Origin of the sequence: Mycoplana azooxidifex, from assembly GCF_014196765.1 — a bacterium.
Classification (GTDB): domain Bacteria; phylum Pseudomonadota; class Alphaproteobacteria; order Rhizobiales; family Rhizobiaceae; genus Mycoplana; species Mycoplana azooxidifex.
Map to the genome: position 1 here is coordinate 188,708 of NZ_JACIEE010000010.1, position 22,175 is coordinate 210,882.

Annotated in this window: 13 protein-coding genes and 1 pseudogene; 9 read left to right on the plus strand and 5 right to left on the minus strand. The window is 57.9% G+C overall.

The window, feature by feature from the left end; translation table 11 throughout:
* The first annotated feature begins 32 nt into the window (after positions 1-32).
* Positions 33-890, plus strand: coding sequence for a BrxR family transcriptional regulator (locus GGQ64_RS22550; protein ID WP_183807589.1), 858 nt, complete (start codon positions 33-35; stop codon positions 888-890).
* 115 nt (positions 891-1,005) lie between these two features.
* Here GGQ64_RS22550 and GGQ64_RS22555 read toward each other — a convergent pair whose 3' ends face one another.
* Positions 1,006-1,332 carry a hypothetical protein gene (locus GGQ64_RS22555; RefSeq protein WP_183807590.1) on the minus strand — a complete coding sequence of 109 codons (327 nt, stop codon included), beginning with the start codon at positions 1,330-1,332 and terminating at the stop codon, positions 1,006-1,008.
* 43 nt (positions 1,333-1,375) lie between these two features.
* Entirely contained in the window at positions 1,376-1,918 is a 543-nt protein-coding gene (locus tag GGQ64_RS22560; RefSeq protein ID WP_183807591.1) for a hypothetical protein, read from the minus strand.
* A gap of 469 nt (positions 1,919-2,387) precedes the next feature.
* Between GGQ64_RS22560 and GGQ64_RS22565 the strand changes: the two genes are divergently transcribed.
* The 7 genes and pseudogenes from GGQ64_RS22565 to GGQ64_RS22595 all read left to right on the plus strand — a co-directional run bounded on the left by GGQ64_RS22565 (position 2,388) and on the right by GGQ64_RS22595 (position 16,357).
* Positions 2,388-5,603, plus strand: coding sequence for a type 2 periplasmic-binding domain-containing protein (locus GGQ64_RS22565; RefSeq protein ID WP_183807592.1), 3,216 nt, complete (start codon positions 2,388-2,390; stop codon positions 5,601-5,603).
* Between the two features lie 113 nt (positions 5,604-5,716).
* Positions 5,717-6,664, plus strand: a complete 948-nt coding sequence (locus GGQ64_RS22570; RefSeq protein ID WP_183807593.1) for a hypothetical protein — start codon at positions 5,717-5,719, stop codon at positions 6,662-6,664.
* Positions 6,665-6,721: 57 nt separating this feature from the next.
* The gene (locus GGQ64_RS22575; protein WP_183807594.1) at positions 6,722-9,181 is read left to right on the plus strand and encodes an N-acetylmuramoyl-L-alanine amidase; all 2,460 of its coding nucleotides are present in this window, start codon (positions 6,722-6,724) and stop codon (positions 9,179-9,181) included.
* 28 nt (positions 9,182-9,209) lie between these two features.
* Complete coding sequence (locus GGQ64_RS22580; RefSeq protein WP_183807595.1) at positions 9,210-11,933, plus strand: trypsin-like serine peptidase; 2,724 nt, start codon at positions 9,210-9,212, stop codon at positions 11,931-11,933.
* Positions 11,934-12,038: 105 nt separating this feature from the next.
* Positions 12,039-12,887 (plus strand): matrixin family metalloprotease, encoded by an 849-nt coding sequence (locus GGQ64_RS22585; protein WP_183807596.1) that lies wholly within the window; start codon positions 12,039-12,041, stop codon positions 12,885-12,887.
* A 530-nt stretch (positions 12,888-13,417) separates the two neighbouring features.
* Positions 13,418-15,120: pseudogene (locus GGQ64_RS22590) on the plus strand (DNA/RNA non-specific endonuclease).
* Between the two features lie 343 nt (positions 15,121-15,463).
* A complete protein-coding gene (locus GGQ64_RS22595; protein WP_183807597.1) occupies positions 15,464-16,357 on the plus strand; it encodes a hypothetical protein in 894 nt (297 codons plus the stop codon).
* Between the two features lie 382 nt (positions 16,358-16,739).
* On the opposite strand, the gene GGQ64_RS22600 is transcribed toward GGQ64_RS22595, so the two are convergent.
* Together GGQ64_RS22600 and GGQ64_RS22605 are read right to left on the minus strand one after the other, a co-directional pair.
* Positions 16,740-18,830, minus strand: coding sequence for an HlyD family secretion protein (locus tag GGQ64_RS22600; protein WP_183807598.1), 2,091 nt, complete (start codon positions 18,828-18,830; stop codon positions 16,740-16,742).
* A gap of 105 nt (positions 18,831-18,935) precedes the next feature.
* Positions 18,936-19,946: a hypothetical protein gene (locus tag GGQ64_RS22605; protein WP_183807599.1), complete on the minus strand. Its 1,011-nt coding sequence runs from the start codon at positions 19,944-19,946 to the stop codon at positions 18,936-18,938.
* Between the two features lie 689 nt (positions 19,947-20,635).
* Here GGQ64_RS22605 and GGQ64_RS22610 point away from each other — a divergent pair.
* Positions 20,636-21,340 (plus strand): hypothetical protein, encoded by a 705-nt coding sequence (locus tag GGQ64_RS22610; RefSeq protein ID WP_183807600.1) that lies wholly within the window; start codon positions 20,636-20,638, stop codon positions 21,338-21,340.
* A 603-nt stretch (positions 21,341-21,943) separates the two neighbouring features.
* Here GGQ64_RS22610 and GGQ64_RS27650 read toward each other — a convergent pair.
* Positions 21,944-22,175: hypothetical protein (locus GGQ64_RS27650; RefSeq protein ID WP_210300371.1), on the minus strand; the 232-nt coding region annotated here is incomplete at its 5' end.

Consider the following 22,175-nt stretch of genomic DNA (forward strand, 5'->3'; position numbering starts at 1 on the left):
CGCATCTTTCGATTGGAGTCAAGCCCTTTGTTATGAGCCTGGAAACCCTCAAACATCCGCAGCGCGAACGGCTGGCCTTTCTGGACCAGTGCTTCACCTGGCGCGGCACGGCCAACCGCCGCGACCTGATGGATCGTTTCGGGGTTTCGACGGCGCAGGCGGCGCTGGATTTCAAGGCCTATCTGGCCGAGGCGGGAGAGGACGCGCCGCGTTACGATGCCGTCAGGAAGGTCTATATCGCGAAGGCGAACCATCGCCCCATCACCCCCGAATCCTCTTTCAGCGAATGGGAGCGGGTACTGAGGGCAAGCGGCACAGATCGCTTCGATGCACTTCCCTCGCTGACCCGGCAGAGCGACCCCGCCATGCTCGCCCTGCTAAGCCGGGCTGCCGAAAACCGGCAGGCGGTCGAGGTGCAGTACATCTCCATGACAACCGGCGATCAGACGCCGCAATGGATCGCGCCGACGCGGTTTGCCTCGGACGGCTCGCGCATCCATGTGCGCGCGTACAGTTTCAAACATGGCGAATACCGCGACTATATTCCCGAACGGATTGCGCCCGGGAGCAGCCTCAAGACGAAGATGCTGGAGGAGGAACTGTCGTTCGACCGTGACTGGCACACAATCGCCCGCATCACCCTGCGCCCGCGCAGCAATCTCTCAAAAGAGCAGGCTGCCGCCGTGCACCGTGAATACGCGTTTGACGGCGACGTTCTGGTTGTCGAGACGCGCAAGGCCATGGAGTTTTACGCCGACCGCCGCTGGAATCTCGACACGGATGAAGCGAGGCTTGAGCGCGTCGGCACTGAGTATATCGAGGCTGCTCTTCCTGATCGTATTGCCCTGGACTCGCCGGTGGTCATTGACCATCATCGTCGCCAGCGTTAACCTCCGTCTGGGATCGTTGGACTCCTGCAAGAATGGCATGGCCGCCCTTCCGGGACTTCAAGCCAGATGCGGCTCCGCTTCCTTGATGACACCGTCGCAATCAGCATCAAGGGCATCACATTTCGCCGAAGTCTCGAACGAACAGTCGCTTGTGTATTTCGTAGTGCATGTGTCGACAAAGCTCGATCATGTCGTCTTCAGGATACGAGCACAGGAAATTGTAAAGCTTTGTCTCCGCGTCAGCGTAGGCGCGCCGATCGGGGCAGTTGCCTACCTTCATCTCGATGAAGTCTTTGGGATAATCCTCGGTAAGTTCGGCCGCTTGCGGGTAGTGACTCATGTCATCGAATTTCACCATGTTATCGAGACCATTAAGCACCGGCTTCACCGCCGTCTTGGGATGGCATTTCCGTTTGGCACTCCCCCTGCCGTCGCGGTCCACGCAGCCTCGCAGCCACTAGCGTTCAAGTGCATCTTTTTCATCACTACAGGTCATTTCCTCTTTCGAGGTTGATCGCAATGTTCGGCGCACAACTGACTTTCGCGATCCCATCGCTTCCGTATATCGCGTTTGCCCTGAAATCCGTAATGCGGTGAGTCCCAAAGAAATCTGGATTTGGCCATTGAGAAACATTCTCAGTGCCGTCACATCTTCCCGGCAACCAAAGTCGTGCGACGGGGCCAACGTGGACACCATAAATATTGGTTGCCCTATCGGCAGTTTGATCATAGTCGTCAACACTGAGCGGTCCGTCCTCCGCTAAAGTGAACCTCATGTCAAAGGATAGGTCGTTTTTCTCCCCGGCTACGCCGGGGCACAAGGTATCTACTGTTGATAGTTCCGCAGCTACGATCTCAAGGCACTCGCCTTTGAGGTTGTACTCGAACTTGATCCTCTCCTCGCTGTCGCCGTCGTCGACCCAGGCACGAAACCTCTTTATCAGGGTTAGCTCGTTCCCATGTAGCCGTAAAATTGAGACCTCCGGAAATGACGTCTCGGTGACCGGCTGATTTCCTGGTCGTCGCACAGAGCACTCGCAGACGTCTATCGCAACAGCCCGAAAACACTGAACGCCTCCATCGTCAGAGCAGCTCGTTCGCTTTCGTTCTAGGCGTATACTTCGTACCGTTTGATCTGCTCCACTAGAATGGGTGGTCGATACCTATACCGATTCTATCGGTAGACAAAAGCAGCCTTACACTATAGAATTGCATTTTACGGTTCTAGCGGTGTCAAATTGCAGGCTTGCAAATGGCACAATTCATGGTGGAGGTCTAACATGCGGCTTCTGCGAATACTTGTAGCATGCTTGACTATTGGGGTGTTTACTTTTGAGGCTGGTGGTGATGTGCACGCCGGCAACCCCTGCAATCCGAATATCCAGAACTGTTGATCGTATGCTCGGCAACCTGCTCTGAGGCCGCCGGATAACGCTTCCGTTCTAAGATCCAATTCTTTCGGTTCGTACCGTCCTGTCGTTGAAAAGGCGTACGGGGATGACTGATTCATGGCCGGTTGGTGTGCCCGAGACCCTCTGGAACTATGGCAGCCTGAAGGTCCAGGACGTGCCGCAGATTCCAATGATGGGCGTTCAGTTCGCCCGGCAATTTGTCATCGCATTTATCTTAGGCTGGCTTTTCATTACCTACTTCGCGTGGGACCGCTTCAATAGCCGCCAAACGGCCGCCCGGGATTTTCGCTATCGGGTTATGAAGGAAGTCGAAGTTGCAGATCTGGGTGGCGCCGCGGCGCTTCGGCAAGCTTATCTCATCTATCTGATAACTCTACTCTTTTTGTACATCACGATGACATTCTTCGGAAAACTCATCGTCCAGACCCTGAATGCGCTCAATGTCGTGGGAATACAGGTCGACACAAGTTCACTTCAGTTTGAAAGTCCACAATGGCCGCTCATACTGGCATTCGGCTTTGCTGGGCTCGCACCTCTCATCCCCCAGCTTAGGGCGGCTGAGGGGTGGCTTTTCCAGCGCGCCTATCGCGCAGTCGGAATTCCAGTCAGGATCCGCGAGACGACGCGTAACCTTGTCAATCTACTCGATGCTGCGGCCAGCGGCGATCTTGTCGAAGCGCCAAGCCTGGTTAAGGATCTCAGCCGCAATCTGGACGTCATCCACGGCAAGACGGACAACACCTGGATCCGCGATAGCCTTAGTCCCAGTAAGCTCGAGCGAGGACTGGCCATGCTAGCCCAGTTAGAACTCCTGGTCGCCTGGGCAAGGGGTGGGCGTGGCTCTTGGCCCGACTCCAAGGTTTCTGATGCGGTACGCGATATGGAGCAAGACCTTGCCAACAAAGGGGAGGAACTTCTCGACGATTTCGAGAGGCGCGTCCAGGAAGAGCCTGCACCTGGCGAAGTGAAGGCCGTACGACGACGGAAATATGTTGCAGAAACTATAGCGCGCGCACACAACTTGCGAGACGAGCTAACGGCCATCTTGGCGGTCTACGCTGAACGCGATCCGAGTTGTGTAGGCCCTTCTGCCAACGCAAACGGGCTTGTCCGGGACCATGGCCTCACAGAATTACTGCGAAGAACCGACCCACCGAATCTTGCCGGCACCGGCCCGGAATTCGGCGTTCTGATTTGTATTCTGGTCGTAGTTCCGATCTATGGAGTATTTACTTGGCAGGGCCTTCATCCTCCGCTGTCGCCGAATGCGATGCCAGATAGCCTACGCGTCGTACTTGCGACCGGCGGTCTCTATGGCCTCCTGCTCCTATCCGTTTTCTGGTTTCCCCTCCTCGTGTCCTTCGCAGCACGTCAATACTACTACGACGAGCGGAAGTGGATCCCCCACGCGCATCAGCACCGGTCGGAATATGCCAAGCAGCGCCTCGCCATCGTCATCATGGCAGTGGTCGTTTCGTTGATATGCCTCAGCGGTGTGGCAGCGTTGTGGGCGTTTTTCATCGCCCGGGACGTAAGCAACTTCCAGGCCCTTCTTGTCACTGGCGCGAACCCTTTTCTACTGTTCTTTCCTTCAATGGCATTAATAACCATTCCACTCGTGTGGCTCACGCTCATCGCTGGCGACGCTAGAGCCGATGGCCGCTCGGCGCTCTTCTATGGAATATGCAGTGCGCTGTTGGTCTTGGCATGCCAAGCTTCACATCTCGCCTATTGGTACAACGCCTTTGCGTGTACGAAAAATGGGAAGTTCCTCGCCGATCTTTTTGCCGATGGCTGTTTTCAGTTTTACGCAGGGCTGGATTTCTTCGTGATGCCAATCCTGGCTTTCCTAGCCGCAGTTGTATTCGGCAGTCCGCGCCGCGCGTTTTTCGGTCGCGGAGTGCGAACGGCTGCGGTCCTGTCCGCAACGCTCGCGTTAGCATACGCCCCCAGCCCCATCGCCCTCGCAGAGGTGGCGCCAACCAAGGACAAGATCAAGATAGGATTCCGTGCCGATGTTGAGCCTTTTTCCTACAAGGTTAGTGTCGACGGTGGAAAGCTGGCTGGGAATCAGCCCCTTTACCGAGGCTTTCTCGCCGATCTTTGTTACTGGATCTTCGACGGCGGCGACTACTCGGTTGAAGAGATTGAGGTCACGGCGTTTGACCGTTTCAAGCTGCTGAGGACAGGCGAGATTGATGTGCTTTGCGATCCCGTCACAATGCGCTTCTCGGAACCTGAACGCGCCGCATCAGCCACATTCTCTCCCATCGTCTTCGCAACAGGTATTTCCTATCTGGAGCGGCGAAATCGAGGCCCGAGAAGCTCAGTCTACATCGGCTACGTCGAGAGTTCGACGGCGGCAAATGTTGCGGAACACTTATGCAAGATTGATCGCTTCGGGGTCGTCCCCCCCGACGAACGCACCGAGCTCGCCACCATGTGCGAGACAGCTTCCATAGCACGCGGAATTACTGAAGAGGCCCGCCGGACTGCCAGACTTCCCCCTTTGGGGACACAGATGCGATGGCACAAAGATTGGTACAAGGACCTCCTCAAGGAGGTGGAGCGAGTGGCAAGTGAAGAGGAGGCCTCTATCAAGGTGCGATTGGGAGCGGTGAGCGGATCTAAGAAAGAGCCGCTGGAGAAATCACTACACTTCTGGGCAGAGACCGTTACCCAAGTTAAAGCCTGTCGCGAGAAAGGGACGGTCGACTGTGCTCCCGACTGGCTCGTCGGGCGTCTTGGGGATAGCTGCGACGACGCCGAACGCAATCCGGATGATAGCCGGTGGAACCGGACGGTCTATCGGTTCTGTTCTTTCGAGACACATACGAATCTAGTCGATTGGTTCTGCAAGCTGCGCACCGGGAAGAATGTTCCCAGCATGGTCTATCTTGGCGATCGCGAGATCATCCTGGGCAAGCTGCACACCTGGAATGAGCAGCATCGTGCCACATGCGTCGTCGACAATGAGAGCGGCGCCGGCGATCTCACCTATGAACCCTATGCAATCATGGTGGCGAAGCCTTTGCCGAAGGATACGCTAGAGGTAGTTCGGCGCCGACAGGACATTGCGGAGTTGGTGCAGCGACGTGTGTATGAATTCTTCTCGTTCCGCAAGCTAGCGAAAGCGAAATTCGACGCCTATTTCCACGGCCCCAACAAAGACCACAGTATGTCCACCGCACTTGCGTTCCTCTTCCTGTTGAACGGTATCGAGGAGGAGCGATTTTTTACCTTTCCAACTCAGGGAACAACAGAGCCAAAGCTTGGCACGACCACTCTAGTGGAACCGTGATCGCCAGGAAACTGGCTCAGTTGCTGTTTTCTGGAAGACAAAGGGACGGCACAGACTTCACAGCTGTACGCAATCGCTACGTTCATTCAAGCATGTCGGAGGAGCACGGGCCAATGCGACCTGAGTTGGACGGGCGTGAATACAAGCTACTGCTGAGCCCCGAGCGTTTTCGGGACGCCTCCCTGGAAACGGTTGCAGAGGCTTTCTGGGACAATCAGATGAAGCCTCTCATGGATAGGCGTCTAGGGCTGCGCGATGGAGGTGAACCGCGCTACGAGGGGCGGTTTGATGAGCCGATCGAGCGTACGGTCCGCTATTGGGATACACCGGATTGTGCCCTTACCCGAGCCAGTCTTGCGCTTCGTGAACGCGTGCAGGTTCATGGCCAGAGCAGGTCCGGAGCTCGTACGGAAATCACGCTCAAGCTGCGCATGGCCGATTTGTTCGTCGTCGCAGCGACGGAGCTGCGCGGCAGCGACGATCGCGCCCGCTCGAGCTTTGAGGAGGACATCGCGCCGCTCGAGGTCGACGATCCGCTGCCAGGAAAGCGCTCGGTCGTCGTCCCCGATCAGCGCTCGATCCGTAGCCGTTTTTCGCGCTCGACAACCCAACCCGCGGATTGGAGGGATCCCCAGCGCACCCTGGCGGGTGTTCACGTGCTGTTTCCAACGATCTTCGAGCTTGTCGGGACCTCAACAAGCATACAGTCTACGCCCGACACTGGCCTGGACTGCGGTCCGACGATCCGCGAGTTCGTCGTCAAGGGTGCCAACGTGAGGTTGGGTGCCGGCATCGTCGGAAAGTTCGCCTTAACTCTATGGTACTTCGGCGCGGAGCGATCGGCCCCCACCGTTGCTGAGATTTCGTTCAAGTGCGCCACCATTGAAGGTGACATGCCAGGCAAAGTTGCGCGTCGTGCGCTCGCCCTGTTCATCGCCATGCAGACCGACCTGGGTGACTGGGTCAATTCGAAGCATTCGAGCAAGACGGCACTCGCTTTGCCGGATATATGCGGGCCACCCCGGCAACTGGTTGAGCCAATGCTTCAACCATCAGATTGATTCTTTCACCGGTCCACATGTAGTGGACCTTAACTACCTTTCGCTGTGGAGGGCATGATGTCGATCGCCGCCGAAGTTCAGGGAAAGATTGAATCCGCAGTCGCCGAGGGCGACGAGGAAGCGCTTCAGAAGCTGTTGAACGATCTCTACGAACCAGCGGAACGAACGGACAAGCCGTTTGACGCGGCAATTCAACTGCGCCCGGAGATCAAGCGCCAACTCGCCGAGGTCGCGGTGGAGAGCGATGCGGCGATGAATTGGGCCAACCGGATCGGCCGCGCGACGCGCTGGCTGGCGTATCGCCGCAAGACTGCCGGAGGATTCGACGGGCTGCGCATCGTTGAGGAGGGCGACAGCTGGTTCCAGTATCCGCTGCTGCTCGACGACACGATCGACCAGCTCAGCCGCGACGAGGACAAGGCGATTTTCTCTCTCAGCGGCGCGGGAGACCTATTGGGTGACATGGCCGACCGACGCGAGTACGTCGATGCACTTACGCAGACTGCGGCCACGGTGATGCTTCTTTCTGGCGGCGGCAACGACATGCTCGGTGGCGGGCGGTTTGCCAGCTTCCTATTGACCTACAGCGCAGGCAAGACTGCCGACGACCTGCTAAACGTACCGCTTGTCGAGACCGAGCTGCGCAAGGCAACGGACGCGTATCGACGGATCCTCAAGGAAGTGCGTCAACGGTTCCCCAGGGTTCAGGTCTTCGGACACGCCTATGACGTACCTCATCCGCAGGGAGAGGGCCGCTGGATTGGCAAGCCCCTCACCGAGCGAGGCATTCCCCTCGACATCGGGCGCTCGATCGTCGAGTCGGTACTGGATCGGTTCGCCGGGCAGTTGCGAGCGCTGCAAGGCGAGTTCTCCAATTTCAGGTTTGTCGATCTGCGCGGCAAGGTGGATCGCGGGCGATCGAGTTGGTTTGATGAACTGCATCCCAAGAACCCAGGCTATGGTCGAGCGGCCCAGGCGTTCCGCGACGCGATCGCCGAGCTAGCATCCGAGGGGGCATTGGAGTTCGCAACCGCCGGCGCTGCGATTCCCGTAACCAGAATGGCGCCAGGAGTGGCCCTCCTCGGCCTCGAGGCCACCGGTCGCGTGATTGTGCTCGATCCCGGTCATGGCGGCGCGCCGCCTCCGACCAAGGTTGGCGGATCAAGTTGGAACAACGCCATCGGCCCTGACGGCACGCTCGAGAAGACGCTGACCCTCGACGTCGCTGGAAGAGTCAAGGCCAATCTCGAAAGCCACGGACATCAAGTCTTCCTGACGCGTACCGGTGACGTCAACCTCTCGCTCGCACAGCGCGCGGCACTAGCGCGGACACGTAGTGCTGCAGTTTTCGTCTCTATCCACTTCAATGCCTCGACGGGACACAACGCCCAGGGTACCGAGACATTCGTCCATACCGACCATACCGACGCTTCGCGCCGGCTGTGCCTGGCCGTGCAGCGGGCGATGGTGGGAGAGCTCGGGTTGCACGATCGTAATGCCAGCCATCCAGGCGGCATCAAGGAGGGAGTGTTCGGCGTCATTAACGGCAGCAGCCACGCCGCTAGCACAGCCGCTGTCCTGCACGAGGTCAGTTTCCTCGACCGGGCGGACGAGGAGCGCAAACTGAAGACGGAGGCATACCGGGACCGGATCGCCCGGGCGCTAGCCCGTGGGATCGAGACCTATCTCGGTGCAGGCGTAGAGAGCCTTGCTCTTGAAACCGCGTCCGATGAGATCGGAGACGCGATCGAGTTGGGAGCCCTGGAGGCAGGTCAAAGCGTGCCGGCATATCTGGGCGCGGCCGAGGCGGAGGCCAGCGGATGGGTAGGCGGATACGCACTGCCGGTCGATGGCATGGCCGCCAGCGACGGCGACCTCGCGCGGCAGATCGCCGAGGGTCTCGCGCGCGATCTGGGCACGCGTGCCGATGACGTCGGGAATGACGTTCATGAGTTCGCATATGTCGATCCCGGCACGGGCTTCAACGTGTCCGACATGGGTAGAAGCGTTGAGGCCGATACCGGCGCACTCACCACACTCTTCGCCGGGGTCGAGAGTGCGGGGTTCGACATGGCTAGGTACGAGGCTTTCATCCGCGGCCTTGGACTAAGGCATTTCGTTCCGGCAGAATTTCTGTTCCTGGGCAACAGCAATGCACCCGGCGCCCGGTGCAGCGGCAGGAACGCCCTTCCGCCAGAGAATCTCTGGGGCAACATTGCCAAGACCGCCCGGATGCTTGACGAAATCCGCAAACGGCTGGGTGCGCCGATCCGTATTCTCTCTTGCTACCGCAATGCGGCCTACAACGGCTGCGTTGGCGGAGAGCGAAACAGCCGGCACATGCAGTTCAACGCCATAGACTGGCGTTGCGATAGCGGAACGGTCGACCGGTGGCACCAGGTCGCAATGGAGGTGCGGCGATCAAATCCGGAACTTGCCGGAGGTATCGGGCGCTATCCCCGCCAAGGATTCATCCACGTGGATACCCGAGGTTCCAACGCCGACTGGAACGGCTGAAGCCCAGTTCGGATCAGGAGGCCCAGCCATGGTCACCACGCTTCATCCTGCCTTGTCCAGAAGTCGTCACGACCTCGGCACGGTGCCGTTCATCTCCGATTGGAGCGATCCCAAACCCTTTGCCGATGTCCCCGACAACGCCGGCGTGACCAACGCCGAGCGCATGCTCGAGGGGTGGACCGCCACCCGGCAGAAGGCGCTGCGGGACACGCAGCTGGAGGCCGAAGTCGGCGACTGGAATACCGTTCCGGCGAGCCTTCTGGAACTCCTGTCCAAGCACAGGCGCGCGGTCGCTCGGATCGTCGTGCCGGGGGGTCAAACCGACTTTCAGGGTATACGCAACGACGGCGGATGGACGGGCACCGGGTTCCTTGTCGCTCCGAACCTGCTGCTGACCAACCACCACGTTCTGAACAGTGTCGCGGTGGCTGGGGCGGCGGCCGCTGAGTTTGACTACGAATGGCCGAGTGACAAGCTGTTTGCCAACGCTGGAACAGCCGAGCCGCCAACGGTACGGTTCGAGCTCTTGCCGTCCCGCTTGTTCATCACCAGCCCTGTTGCCGGAGGGGGGCTCGACTATACCTTCGTGTGGATTTCGGAGAAGGCGTCGGAGCGCTTCGGGACGATCCGCATGGAACGTGGTTCGTTCATGATCAATCCATTTGAGCCGACCTTCGTCATCCATCATCCAAGAGGGCGCCTGAAGGAAGTCTCGCTTGACGATACCGAACTTCTTGCGGTGAACTCGCTCAGCATCCTGTATGCCGCTGACACCGACTACGGCTCGTCCGGTGCCTGTGTGTTCAACCGCAACGGCCGCCTGGTGGCGCTGCACCATGCGCGCCAGACCGGTGAGGCGCTCAAGGTGCTCTACCCCAACGTCCCACCTCAGCTGTCTGACGGGCGGCCGGTGAGCGTGGGAAACGAGGGAGTGAAGATTTCTGCCATCGCCCTCGACCTCGAATCGCGCATGCACCGCGGCGACAAGGATGCCCAAAGCGCTGGAGAAATCCTGGAGCAGATCGAAGGATCGGATACGCTCACAGGGATCTACGGTGCTCTGGGCCGGCGAAGCACGTCGCGACAAGATGTCGCCCGCGTCCGCGAAATCTATCTGGGGTCCGAGCAAGATATCGACATCGGCTTCTGGAACCTGCACTGGCTGATCGACGGAGCCGGTACAACAGGCAAGGTCGAGGGCGCGGTGACCGCCATGGCCGACCTCAACCAGGACCTCTGGTGCTTGACCGACGTGCCGCCCGTGGCTGTGGATGAGATTGTGAAGGGCCTTGGCGATCGGTTTGGCGAGACGTTCGAGACACTGTTCAGCGAACCTGATGCGCAGATGCGCCAGATCGCAACGGCGGTCATCTGGAGGCCAAAGATGGTCTCATGCGTCAAGGCAGAATGGCCCGACGCCGTTTCCGACGCCTGGACACGCATCGTCCCGGAACTGGAGAATCAAGGACCGGTCTTTCAAGCTCCACCGGGGCTGTTTCAGGTCGGGGCACCCGATGCCGGCGAAAGGCTAGTGAATGTGGTTCCGATAAGCCTGCAGGCGACCCGCTCCGACGAAATGCGGCGGCGCCTCGCCTCGAAATTGCTGGTTCGGGCGATCGATCTTGCGATCACCGAGCGCAGCGATACCATCGACTGGATCGTGGGGGGCGACTTGGAGCCGCCGCTGACGCGCGGGGACGCAGATGCGCTGCGAAACCGAGGCTATGAGCCGATCTCGGCATCGGACAAGCAGCGGGGATGCGCGGTCAATTATCTACGTTCGCCGTCTTCAAGCATCCGAAACGTCTACGCCACCTCCGATCTTGCTCTGCTCGGTGATAAAGGCGGACTTTTCCAAGTGGTAGAGAACCGCACGGTCGACAAATTCACTCGCAAGCTTTCCGACAATCGACCAGCGGTGCTGAGGCTGTCGCTCGACATGGAGGGCGAAAGGACATCGGAGCAGCGACTGAATGAAATTGTCGATGCCGTGCTGACGCCTGGTAACGCACCCCGAACGTCTTTACAGGCGCAGAGACCTACCGGCCGGGATGTGCAGCCCAGCCGGACCTGGTCGGACGGACTGACCTGGCGGGGGCTGGATAAGTCTGGCTTTCTTTCCGGCAATCGCGTGCCCCTCACCCGCCTCCTCGCTGAAGTCAACGACCGGCAGGGACGGCAGTATTCGGACCTGTCTCCGCTGACCGCGGTCGATCTTTGGGTCATCACCTTTGCCGAGGCCGGATTGGGCGCTGGGGGTGTTGACCCGGGCTTCCGTCATTCCAACGGCGAGGTCGGCCTGTATCCATTGCCGAACAATATCGCCTTCTGGATCGGCCGGGAGGCGCCGCCGTGGAACCTGCCCATGCCCATCGAGAACAACATCGAGAGCTATACTCTCTATCTGGGTCAGATTCGGAACAAATCCGTGGCGAGGGTCGACGGCAGGACCCTCTATCGCGATCTGTTTCGCGCACCGGGGATAGCCACGGATCCCGAACGGCAGGCACGTTTGCTCGCGGCGATCGTCCATGGCTATTTCGTCAGCAGGAACTATCGGAGCCGATCGGTGCCGTTTGACAGGATCCTAAGCGGACTTGCCGCCGACGAACCGGTGGACAGTATTTTGGCTGGCACCGGCTATGTCCATGCCGGCACCACGATCCTGAGAAACCGCCAACGCAACATCGATGCCGGCATCGCAGCGTTCCGCTCGGCGGGGTCCATGCAATCAGAAACTGGTCTGGCTTAGGCGAAGACAGCATCGCGGCCAATCCGCGGTACGTCTGACGAATTGCAACAATTGGGGATTCGGCCCCCAGTAGGCAGGTCCCGGCTATAGGTGGAGGAACTTTCGATGGCACGAAGTAAAGCGAAGGCGCTATCCGTCAAGTCAACTGAAGCGACCGATCCCTTTAAGTTGCGGTCGCCCAGGGAGGAGGCTCGAGCGCCGCACGAACACGTCCACCTCATCAGAAAAGGTGTGCGTTGCGACACGGAACGGAGAGGATACGACACGCCTCGCAGTCGATCACCGTTCGAAATCGCAGTGGATGCGTCAGAGGGCTTCATTCCGCTTTGGGCTAAAGATACGACGCTTCGTTGGCGGTTCAGAGATAGTTCTTTTCAGGAGTTTGAAGACCACGACGCGGCCAAAGCTGCCGTCGAGCAGCTCATGGCCGAAGCCATCTTGGCATGGGGGGACGCGGCACCTGTGAAGTTCACCCGGCGGGACGATGCGTGGGATTTTGAGATCGTGATGCGGGAGGCTGACAATTGCGATATCAGCGGGTGCGTCCTGGCCAGCGCGTTTTTCCCGGATGCCGGACGACATAAATTGGTCCTCTATCCAAAGATGTTTACCCAGGATCGAGAGGAGCAAGTAGAAACGCTCATTCACGAGATTGGCCATATTTTTGGACTGCGGCACTTCTTTGCGTTAATGGACGAAAGCGCCTGGCCAGCCGTCATTTTCGGTGAGCACCAGAGATTCAGCATTATGAACTATGGTGCCGATAGCGAGTTGAGTGCCAACGACACGGCTGACCTTAAGAGCCTTTATCAGCTTGCGTGGGCAGGCCAGCTGACTCATATCAACGGAACCCCGATAAGGTTTGTCAGACCATTTCACGACAGCGGTATTCCCGCCGAGAACATGGTTTCGGTTGCACCGGGAAGTGCCAAGCTCTTGTCGTTTGGCCTTTGATTGCCGGAAGACGTGGCGTTGTGGTTTTGGCGGGTGAGAGAAAAAGTGGTGGTCGTCGCTCTACTCGGTGCTGGAACCGAACGCGAAGGCTCGCGACTGCGCTCTTGGTCGCGGTGTCGGCTGACCTCTCTTGACTGCAGGGCGCCGCTGGTTCGGCGATCGGCCGTCTGCGAGGAGGCCAGTCACGGCATTGTTGCTTTCCTGATGTACTTCTCGTCATGGTTGGAGGGCTGGCGATGGAAATCTCGAAATTCGCAGACAAGCAACTTGTCAAGCAAATCGCAGCGGGCCGTGAGGCCACGCCTCAAATCAATCCCGAGCGATTGATCGAGCAGGTCGTCCACCGCGCAAGGGCCGGGGCCGGGGTGAGTTTCGACGTCTTTGAATCCCTCATCGGCGAAAACGACCTTGTCGAAATCAACTATCTCGAACGCGGTTTGATGGCCGCCAGGGCGGTGTGCAGGATCAACGTTCCGGCCCCCGTCGGTGACGGCAGCGGCTGGGGAACGGGTTTTCTGATCGGTCCGCGGATGCTGTTGACCAACAGTCACGTCATTCCCACCGAGGCAGATGCACTCAAGGCAACAGTAGAATTCGGCTATGAACTCGATGCCGAAGGACGGCTGAAGCGTGCGACACGCTTCCGGCTTACCCCGCAGGACGGTTTCGTGGCGAGCCCGAGGGACGCGCTGGACTACACGATCGTTGCGATTGCAGAGAGCAGCGAGGACGGCACCACGCCGATCTCGGACTTTGGTTTTCTTCGCCTCGACGCACGTACCGGCAAGACTGAGGTCGGCCAATTCGCGACGATCATTCAACATCCCGATGCCAAGACGAAGCGGATTTCCCTGCGCGAGAACAAGTTCGTCAAATATGGGGATGAGGCGGACCCGGAACGCGACAATTTCCTGTGGTATTCGTCCGATACAGCAAACGGGTCGTCGGGGGCAGCTGTGTTCACAGATGCCTGGCAGGTGGTTTGCTTGCACCACGCGGGTGTTCCTGACCGCCGGATTGTCGACGGCGAGGAACGCTGGCTGCTGAGCGACAAAAAAGAGACCGCGCCAGCCAGGGTTGCCATTAACCTGCCCGTTGAAAAGGTGCATTGGCTCGCGAACGAGGGAGTTCGTATATCCAGGCTCATCGCTGATGCCAAACAGCAGACTGCAGCCTCGGGCTTCGCACGCTCAACTCTTCTCGATGATCTGATTGCCGATGCCACGGGGGTCAAACCGTTTGCCGGCACGGCAGCAGGAGAGAGCATCATCGGTCCGCCGCTCGTGGCCGCACCGGCATTGCGCGTTGTCGCCACCGAAGCGAGGCGCCGACCGACGCGGCACACCCACCCGGCCACACACTTCGATGGACGCGTAGGATATCTGCCAACGTTCCTACCCATCGAAATTCCGCTGCCGCTACTTGGACCGAATGCCTTGCGGCATGGATCGCCGGCAAAGGTTGCCGGCGTAGATGATGACATTCTGCGTTATCAGCATTTTTCGGTCGTCCTCAACGCCAACCCCAAACGCAAAATGGCGTATTACACTGCCGTGAACATTGACGGTGCGCGCTGGACAAATCTGGAGCGAGGAACCGACGTTTGGTTTTACGACCCTCGCGTGCCCGAGGAACTGCAAAACGGCGATGAGCTATATGGTGGCGAGCCGGTGCCCTCGAAGAACTATTTCGACCGTGCCCATCTCGTTCGCCGCCTCGATCCCGTTTGGGGCGACATTCGTGTGGCCAAGCAAGCAAATGACGATACTTTCCAATGGACCAATTGCTCACCGCAGTATTGGGGCTTTAATCAAGGCGCAGAACTGTGGCAGGGGCTGGAGAACTTCCTGCTCTACAACACGGACGAAGAGGATGTTCGGGCGTCCGTCTTCTCTGGTCCCTTTTCCGCTCGGACGATGAAGAGCACCGGGGAATTCTGATCCCGCAATTCTTCTGGAAAGTCATTGCCCTAACTGACAAGAGCAACAATCTCTATACCAGTGCCTACATGGTCAGCCAGCAGGACTACGCGCTCAACATTCCCTTCGAACGTTTGCCCGTCGGCCCGAACAGCACGAAACCTGGTCAAAATTTTCAGGTGCCTGTGGCGAAGATAGTCGAAGACACCGGTATCATGTTTGCTGACGTCGTTCGCAACGCCGATGTATTTTCCGGGCCGTCCGGGGGGCGAGCATTGCGCACCGTTGCGGATATACAGCATCCGCGGCGCTGAGCGTTTCGGGCAATGAAGGCAGGATCTCATACGTAGTGTTGCATTTGTTGTGGTCGCCCTGCTGCATAGCTAAGGGTTTTAGCTCAAACACGTTAGATCGGCCTTATCCACCTCCGGACCGTTGAGGTAGCAAATGAGTACGTGCGCGTCGATCATCAGCATCCGGCCGCTGCAAGCGGCCTCGATCGCCTATCTGACAAATTCGTCGATACCATCACCCGTAGACACCAAGCACAACAACAGAGCCCACTGGTAGACTGCTCCAAATCGGCAGCTAGAGGGAGTTCGGGTTCCATAGTACGCTGCACGATTGAGAGCGCAACAAGACGCGGTGAGGACGCGCATGGCAGAATTCTTCAAAGACTTCGACGACGCTTTCTTCTACTGGATTGCCGTAATTTGCGCGGCGTTGGCCTTCACCGATTGGGCTATAGGCCCAACAGCGCGCGCCGCTATGCGGGAGAGGATTGCTGAGTGGTGGATTCGACTGGATGACAGCAGTTTTTCAGGTCTAGTCGCCAGAGACGCGGTCAGGGTAAGGGCGATTCTTCTGAAGTACACCGGAAAATCCTGGTATTCCGTACGGCGGATATGGCGCTCTGTACTGCTAAGTACACTCGCGCTTTTTTTGGTCGCGCTGCTATTCATGGAATTAAATTTAATTGACTCATTCAATGCCGAGTATGCGGGTTACTTTATTTTGATGATCCCGCCAAACGCGGTCTTCGATTGGATTATGCTAAACTTAACGATCGTTCTTCTTGGATATGTAGCGTCATCCACATCGATTTTAAGACTATCAATTATCGCTTTCGTCGGTGGGGTGTCGATTGTGCTGAAAGCGATCGTGGTCCTCATCTTGTTCCTACTGCTAGGGCTGATGCTCTCGCATTTCATTGAATTCTTGGAGCCAGCAGATGCACTCTTGGGCCGTATCTTTGGGCCAGCGCCCGAATTGGGGCCGCCACCTTGCATCGAATGTGTTTTCGAAGGCGTTTTCGACACATTGATTGTTGTCGTATTCGCCGCAGTCACAGCATGCATATGGTCGATGTTCAGTGTCATAAGCGCTTTTACATTTGCGTCTTCTAAAATATTCAGTCCGGCAATAAAGCCTGTTCTTCTCTGGCTACTATACCGCTTTCAAGAAAGTGACAAAGGAGTCTTAACGGTGGCATCAGCCGGGCTTGGAGGCATCGCGAAACTAGTGCAACAAGCAGTGAAACTTACTTTGTAGAAACCACGTCTCTCGCCCGGTTGAATTCTACGCTGCCTGCGGCGTACTTGGATAAGGCCAACGGACTAAACGAGATGCGGTGACTCTCCAGTGCAAGTTGAAAATATCTGTCAGTGAACATGACAACGACATACCCGACCATCGGCTGGTCTGATCTCTGACCAATCCCGCGTGAGTGAAGCTCGTGAGCAGTTCGAAACCTCGATCGAGGGGCTGCGAAGCGGTCCGCAGCGGTTGTCTGCCAGGTGTGGGCGGGTATTGTAGAGAAGTTGACGCCCAGCCGTATGGATTTCTTGGCGGCAGACTTCGAAGTACCCCCAGGTGTGTCGCCCGAAGGCGCGCCAGAGCGCCGCGAGCGCGCCGCCTCCGGTCCGCCGGTCCATTAGTGCTTTCCCCCGCTCTTGCCCCCATCTCCCTTGGGTGCCTCTCCCTTCGCCCCCTCCTGAAACTTGAAGCCGAGGTAGAATCCGCTCACCAGCCCCATCATCAAGAGTAGCGTCGGGTCGAACGCAGGCAGGCGAAAGTCGCGCGCGGTGATCCAGACGAATAGGGCGCCTAAGATCAGCGTCCAAGCGACCGCCTGGATGCGCTGCAGTTGCGGCGCGCCATCGACGCTGAGGACGTCGTTGGTGAAGCCGCGAGATGTGAGGCCCTCGGCGGTGCCGGCATTGATCAGGACGGACCCGAGGCCTGTCGCGCCGCTGATGCCGATGAGCATCAGAATCTCTTCGGTGAGGATACCGTAGAACAGGCCGACGCTCATGGCGATGAATACATAGCCGGCGACCACTAGGAAGAGCCAGAAGGCCATCTGGGTGCGGCCGAGGCTGTAGGGGCCGACGGCCCAGTCGGCGAAGCGCGATGCGGGGAAACCCCGCTGGATTTCGGCCACCTTGTCTGCCGCTGCGCTGGCGGCCAGTTCCGCGTCACCATGAGCTTTCTCGGCGTCTGCTAATAGCCGAGCGGCTTCGTCGAATCTGGCCTGCTCTCGTCGGAGACCCGACACAGCTTCCCTCATTTCCTTGCCGGCGGCTTCGAGCTCCGCTTCGGTTGCCTTCATCAGGGTTTCATTGATCGACACGAGCTGCTCCTTTGCGGCCGCGGCGGCGTCGCGGGCCTTCGTCGAGGCGCCCGGAGGCGCGTCAGCGAGGGCGGCCTCTGCCTGGTCGAGCGCAGCCTGTGCGACGGTGAGACCGCTTACCTTGTCGAAGGTCTTCTCGGCTGCATCGCGCGCAGACTGCGCGGCGTCCCATGCGGCCCGTCGTTTCGCGACCTCCTCCTGCAATTCGATCAGGAAGCAATCCAGCCTCATTCGCTGGACCCTCTGGCTTCGGTGCACGGGATCCACGTCCAGTGCCGTCTCTAGCCTGCCGATCTCGGCGCTGGCGGCATCGAAGGAGCTCCGCGCGGCGGTGAAGGCAGCGACCTTGTCCGGGTCTGCGGGCGCGGTGGCGAGGTCTGCCACGGCGGCTTCGAGCTCGCGCTGCCGTCGCTTCTCTTCGCGCTGCGCGTCCTGGATCCGACCCGGAAGATCCCGGCAGGTCAGGCTGTTGTCGCGTAGGAGCGACGTCCGCGCGGCATAGGCGCAGAAGGCGGCGGTGAGCAGGGCCAAAGATAGTAGCCCGACAGTCACCGGCCATGGCGAGAAAACGTAGATCGTGAACCGGCCAATGTTGCCGTTCCGGGCAGTCTCCGGCACGGAGGCTGTCGATTCGACGCGTGACAGACCGATATCCACGTGGCGCTTGCCGAAGGGCTCGCTCAAGGCCACCCCCCGCAACAGTTCCCGCCAAAACTTCGTCGCAGCGTCGGACGCGTCCTCGGGAGTCCACAAGGGGAAGTAGAGCCGCTGCACTTGGTCTGTCGCTCGCGCCTGCACAGTGAGAAACGAGGCGAGGTTGTCGTTGAGGTAAACTGAGAGCGGCACCGGATCGAGCGGCTTCGTCTGGACGGCCTTCGCGGTGCTGAGATCGGCCTTCGCCTTGTCGACGGCGTTTTGAGGCCTGGTGATCTCGCTGGCCGGTTTGCCGTCGGTCGTTGCCTTTTCTAGCCTCGCTTCGCTCGCTTCCAGCGCTCGCTCTCTTGTCGTGACGTTGTTCTGCCGCTCATCCACCGTTTCCCTGGAGACGACACCGGCCACCAGGATGCAGATATTCCGGCCGGGTTCCGTCACCTCCGGCATGACGTCCACGATACGCAGGATTCCCGCCTGGTCGTTAGCAGTGTCGGCGTCAGCCAGGTTCCTGATGGCAGTTGTCTGGGCTTGCTCGCATTCTGCGCTGGTGAACTCCTTCGGACCGGAGAAGATCGCGAGAAGAACGCAGAGAAGTAGCGCAGCGAGCCCCGAGACGACAAGCAACGCGGCTCGCCAGTTGGCAGGATCCGGCAGCCAGCCGCCGGTTGCGTCATTCGCGGCACGCGCCATGATATCGCCCCCTTCGGCCGGTTCGACCAGATGCACAAGCGCGCGCACGTCCCGGATCCTCCAGCGGCGGAATCGCGCTTCCAGCCGCACCGGAGCATAACAGATGAGGCGGCCCAGAGCCTGGCAAGGGACCTGAGCGAAGAAGCCGACAAGTCATAGGTCACACCAGAGTGCAGCAACGGTTGCGAACTCCTCCCAGCCGCTGGGCTCGGCGTCGGTCGTTCTGATCCAACGCATGCAGATCTTGGGCAACTTGCTCGTAAGGCGCTTGTATGTTTCGATGGCGACAGGAGCTATGCGCGCCTTGTCCCATCGAGCTGCAGCAAGTTCTGTAAGAGTATTGTACGATGCACCTTCCGCTAAAACAGCTTTCTTGGTTCCGCCACCCCGCCATATGTCATTAATGCTTTTCGCCGGGCACCTTTGTCGAGGAGTGCCGACGGGTAGAAAGAACTCAAGCATCATGTAATTGCACTCTTCAAATCCTTTCTTCCCTGGAGCGCCGAAATTGCATTTTCGCCATGTATCATATGGCATCGAAGGATCAGAGCGAAGTCCTCTACTCCTTATTACGACACCTTCTCTTATCTCTGAATCTACATTTTGATTTTCATAACTAATTTTACTTGTGCACTCTCCTTTATCGAATACAAATTGTTCTATTTTCATTTCCCCTCCCGACTCAGCAGGGACCCATAAAAAATTGTTTGACTCCGTGAATAGTGTGTACTCGTGCCAATGATTTTTCATATTAACGTCTCTGGCCGTTTCTCGCAAAAAAAGACCAGCAGAAACCGCAGGCACGAAATTACCATTCCGCTCGAGCTCGACGTTGCTATGGTTGTAAAATTCCAGTGCTTGAATCGTGCGGGGCTCGCACGGCCGAGCACCACCTAGAATAAGCTCGTTCCCCGTTTTCCCGTACAGCTGTCCATCTTCAAGCTGCACATAGCCGCATTCCGGCTCGGGCACGTAAGGAGAGTACTCAGGATTGAATACAATGAAAATACACACACAGGCAATTGCGCCCAACGCAAGATAAGGTCGGTCGCGAACCACACGACGGAACTTAAGCCTCGCGAACCTTATCAAGGCAAGGAGTGGTCTAAGCTCGGGAGACCGTCTGAGAATTCCCCAAATATATCTGAGAGCGTTCCCTAGCATTTGTCATCCGGCTGATACTCTAGATGACCCGTATCAACTAGAAATATAATGTTGGAACCTGAACTCGAAAAGCTATCCGTTCGGAGTAATATAAAGACCCAGAAAGACCAGTGGCGTCAGCCCTGTCATCTCCCGGTCCAATATCTGCGATGATCTTCTTCCGTCACGCGTTCTCGCCCTCAAGCTGTCTTCAGCTCGCTCACGGCAGAATCCCTGCCTTGCGGCAGGTTTTCCGCAACGGGCATCCGGACTTCGGTAGAGGGTTCTTCGTTCACCCGTATCAGACCTAGTTCGCCCCGTTCCGGTCGGTACTTCGATGCAATTGTTTCCTACCCTATCTTAAAGCCCCAGAAGATCGTCTGACTAGCGGCGAAATACTCATCCGCCACGCGTATTTGCCGGTCAGCTGCAGTCGGTTATGCGGCCGGTGCAGGTTCACAGTCGGCACAAAACCTTCGTTGCGGAAGACGGTCAGCACCCTCTGGCGCTCTTCCTCGGACGTGTCCTGGCCAGACGCCTTTCCGCTGATGTTGATGAGCTTGGCCCGGCAGGTATCGTCGTCAAGCCCGACCCGTGTTCTTGGCGACATTGATGGCTGCAAGGAAGGAGGTCACTAATACCCATTTTGTGTGGCTTGCAGCGATCCAGATCTTGGTCCGGTATGTTCAGAATTGAAGGAACCGGCTGCAATGAAGAAGACCACGATGACCCGGATATTGATCGTGTTCGCTATTTTGGCCGCTGTGGGTATTTTCGTTCCTACGATTATGTACCCGCATACGGACGGCGGCGTGAGCGGCTGGGTTTATGACTTTCAGGGCTTGATCGGTGGTGGATTGGCTTTGATCGCTGCAGCTGTCACGATCATGCAGATGCAGAGCAGCGATGAAGAACAAGCTGCTAGGCACCGGGAACAGATTGGTCTTCAGGTAAGAAACGACAACATCGCAATTCAAAATTTCAAAAATGATGTACCACGCTCGCTTAGGGATCAGGCTGACGCAATCAAGGAATTCGTGGCTATGGAAGGTGTTAATGACACCGAAATTGAGTTGACGCCAGAAAACGCAGTTGCGTTCATCTGGGCGATGATTGCTGTACAGGAAACGTTAAGAATTCTTGATGAGGATAGGACTATGAAGGATTGCGGGCACCTGTTCAGCCCGAAACTTCGTGCGACTATGGCTGGCTGCCACGTTATGGCGGAGATGACGCAAGATAAGTTCGGAAAGGGGTACTTCATCGACATGACGGTGAAACCCGATATGGAACTTCTTGCCACGCAGATGAAGAAAAACACTCAGGCGCAGTCATGGTTCAATGGGCTTGAACAGCTTCAGCGCGAGCTTGCAGAGGAGTCCGAAAAATGGGCGGCGATGTCTTTGATTGCTTAGATTCGGCCGCACGATCACCGACTCTTCCGCGATACCTTGGAAACATGGGACAAGGCGTCACCTGTTGGCAGACACATGGAGGCTCAGCCCTTGCAATCATCGGCATAAGCGACCTCAGGTTCCGCCAGAAACCATAAGCAGAATCGGCAGCGTGTCTTCCCTGTCAAGGATATCAAACCTGTACCTTCCCTCTTGGTCGATATTGACGGAGTAACTGATTAGGTCGCGTACCTGGTTGTCTTGGTCAAGCCCGACTGCAGACAACCATACGCATGAGATGCTGTTCGACGCCATTCTTTCCGCGTCTTCCACCCCCGGCGCGGCATCTACGACAACATGCGAACCGCGATCGACAAGATCGGCTCGCGGCAAGGAACGCGCTCGACGACATGCTCGACAAACACGAAGATCGCCGCACCGGCCTTGAAGCCGGTCTGCATGGCAAAATTTGCAAGTCTCAGTGGTTGCGGGGGCAGGATTTAAACCTGCGGCCTTCTGGTTATGAGCCCTGCTAATCAGGTGCTGAAACTCGCAAAACCTCCCGCTAACTCGCGAGGACTTTACGCTGCGTAACGGCTGGCGAAAAGGTGGTCATCCGTTTGGCTATTGCGTCGCGATCGTGGCGCCAGAATGCAGAACAGCACGCCGCGCCTGAGTTTGCCAAAGGTGAGTCGTCGAAATGCGAAGATGACAGTCATCATCTGTTCCCGCATGCGCGGAAATGACAAAGAGATGGGCAACTGGAGTTGCCCCCAAAAGACCGGACATGCTCAGGTTTGAGATTGCGAGCTGATGAACTCGCGCGGGGATTGATATCCTAAAGCGCTGTGCGGGT

What these genes read in the sequence shown, in the direction of transcription:
- GGQ64_RS22570 (WP_183807593.1), top strand. Translation starts at nt 5,717, where the DNA reads ATGCGACCTGAGTTGGACGGGCGTGAATACAAGCTACTGCTGAGCCCC.
- GGQ64_RS22605 (WP_183807599.1), bottom strand. Translation starts at nt 19,946, where the DNA reads ATGCTAGGGAACGCTCTCAGATATATTTGGGGAATTCTCAGACGGTCT.
- GGQ64_RS22610 (WP_183807600.1), top strand. Translation starts at nt 20,636, where the DNA reads ATGAAGAAGACCACGATGACCCGGATATTGATCGTGTTCGCTATTTTG.
- GGQ64_RS22550 (WP_183807589.1), top strand. Translation starts at nt 33, where the DNA reads ATGAGCCTGGAAACCCTCAAACATCCGCAGCGCGAACGGCTGGCCTTT.
- GGQ64_RS22585 (WP_183807596.1), top strand. Translation starts at nt 12,039, where the DNA reads ATGGCACGAAGTAAAGCGAAGGCGCTATCCGTCAAGTCAACTGAAGCG.
- GGQ64_RS22595 (WP_183807597.1), top strand. Translation starts at nt 15,464, where the DNA reads ATGGCAGAATTCTTCAAAGACTTCGACGACGCTTTCTTCTACTGGATT.
- GGQ64_RS22580 (WP_183807595.1), top strand. Translation starts at nt 9,210, where the DNA reads ATGGTCACCACGCTTCATCCTGCCTTGTCCAGAAGTCGTCACGACCTC.
- GGQ64_RS22565 (WP_183807592.1), top strand. Translation starts at nt 2,388, where the DNA reads ATGACTGATTCATGGCCGGTTGGTGTGCCCGAGACCCTCTGGAACTAT.
- GGQ64_RS22575 (WP_183807594.1), top strand. Translation starts at nt 6,722, where the DNA reads ATGTCGATCGCCGCCGAAGTTCAGGGAAAGATTGAATCCGCAGTCGCC.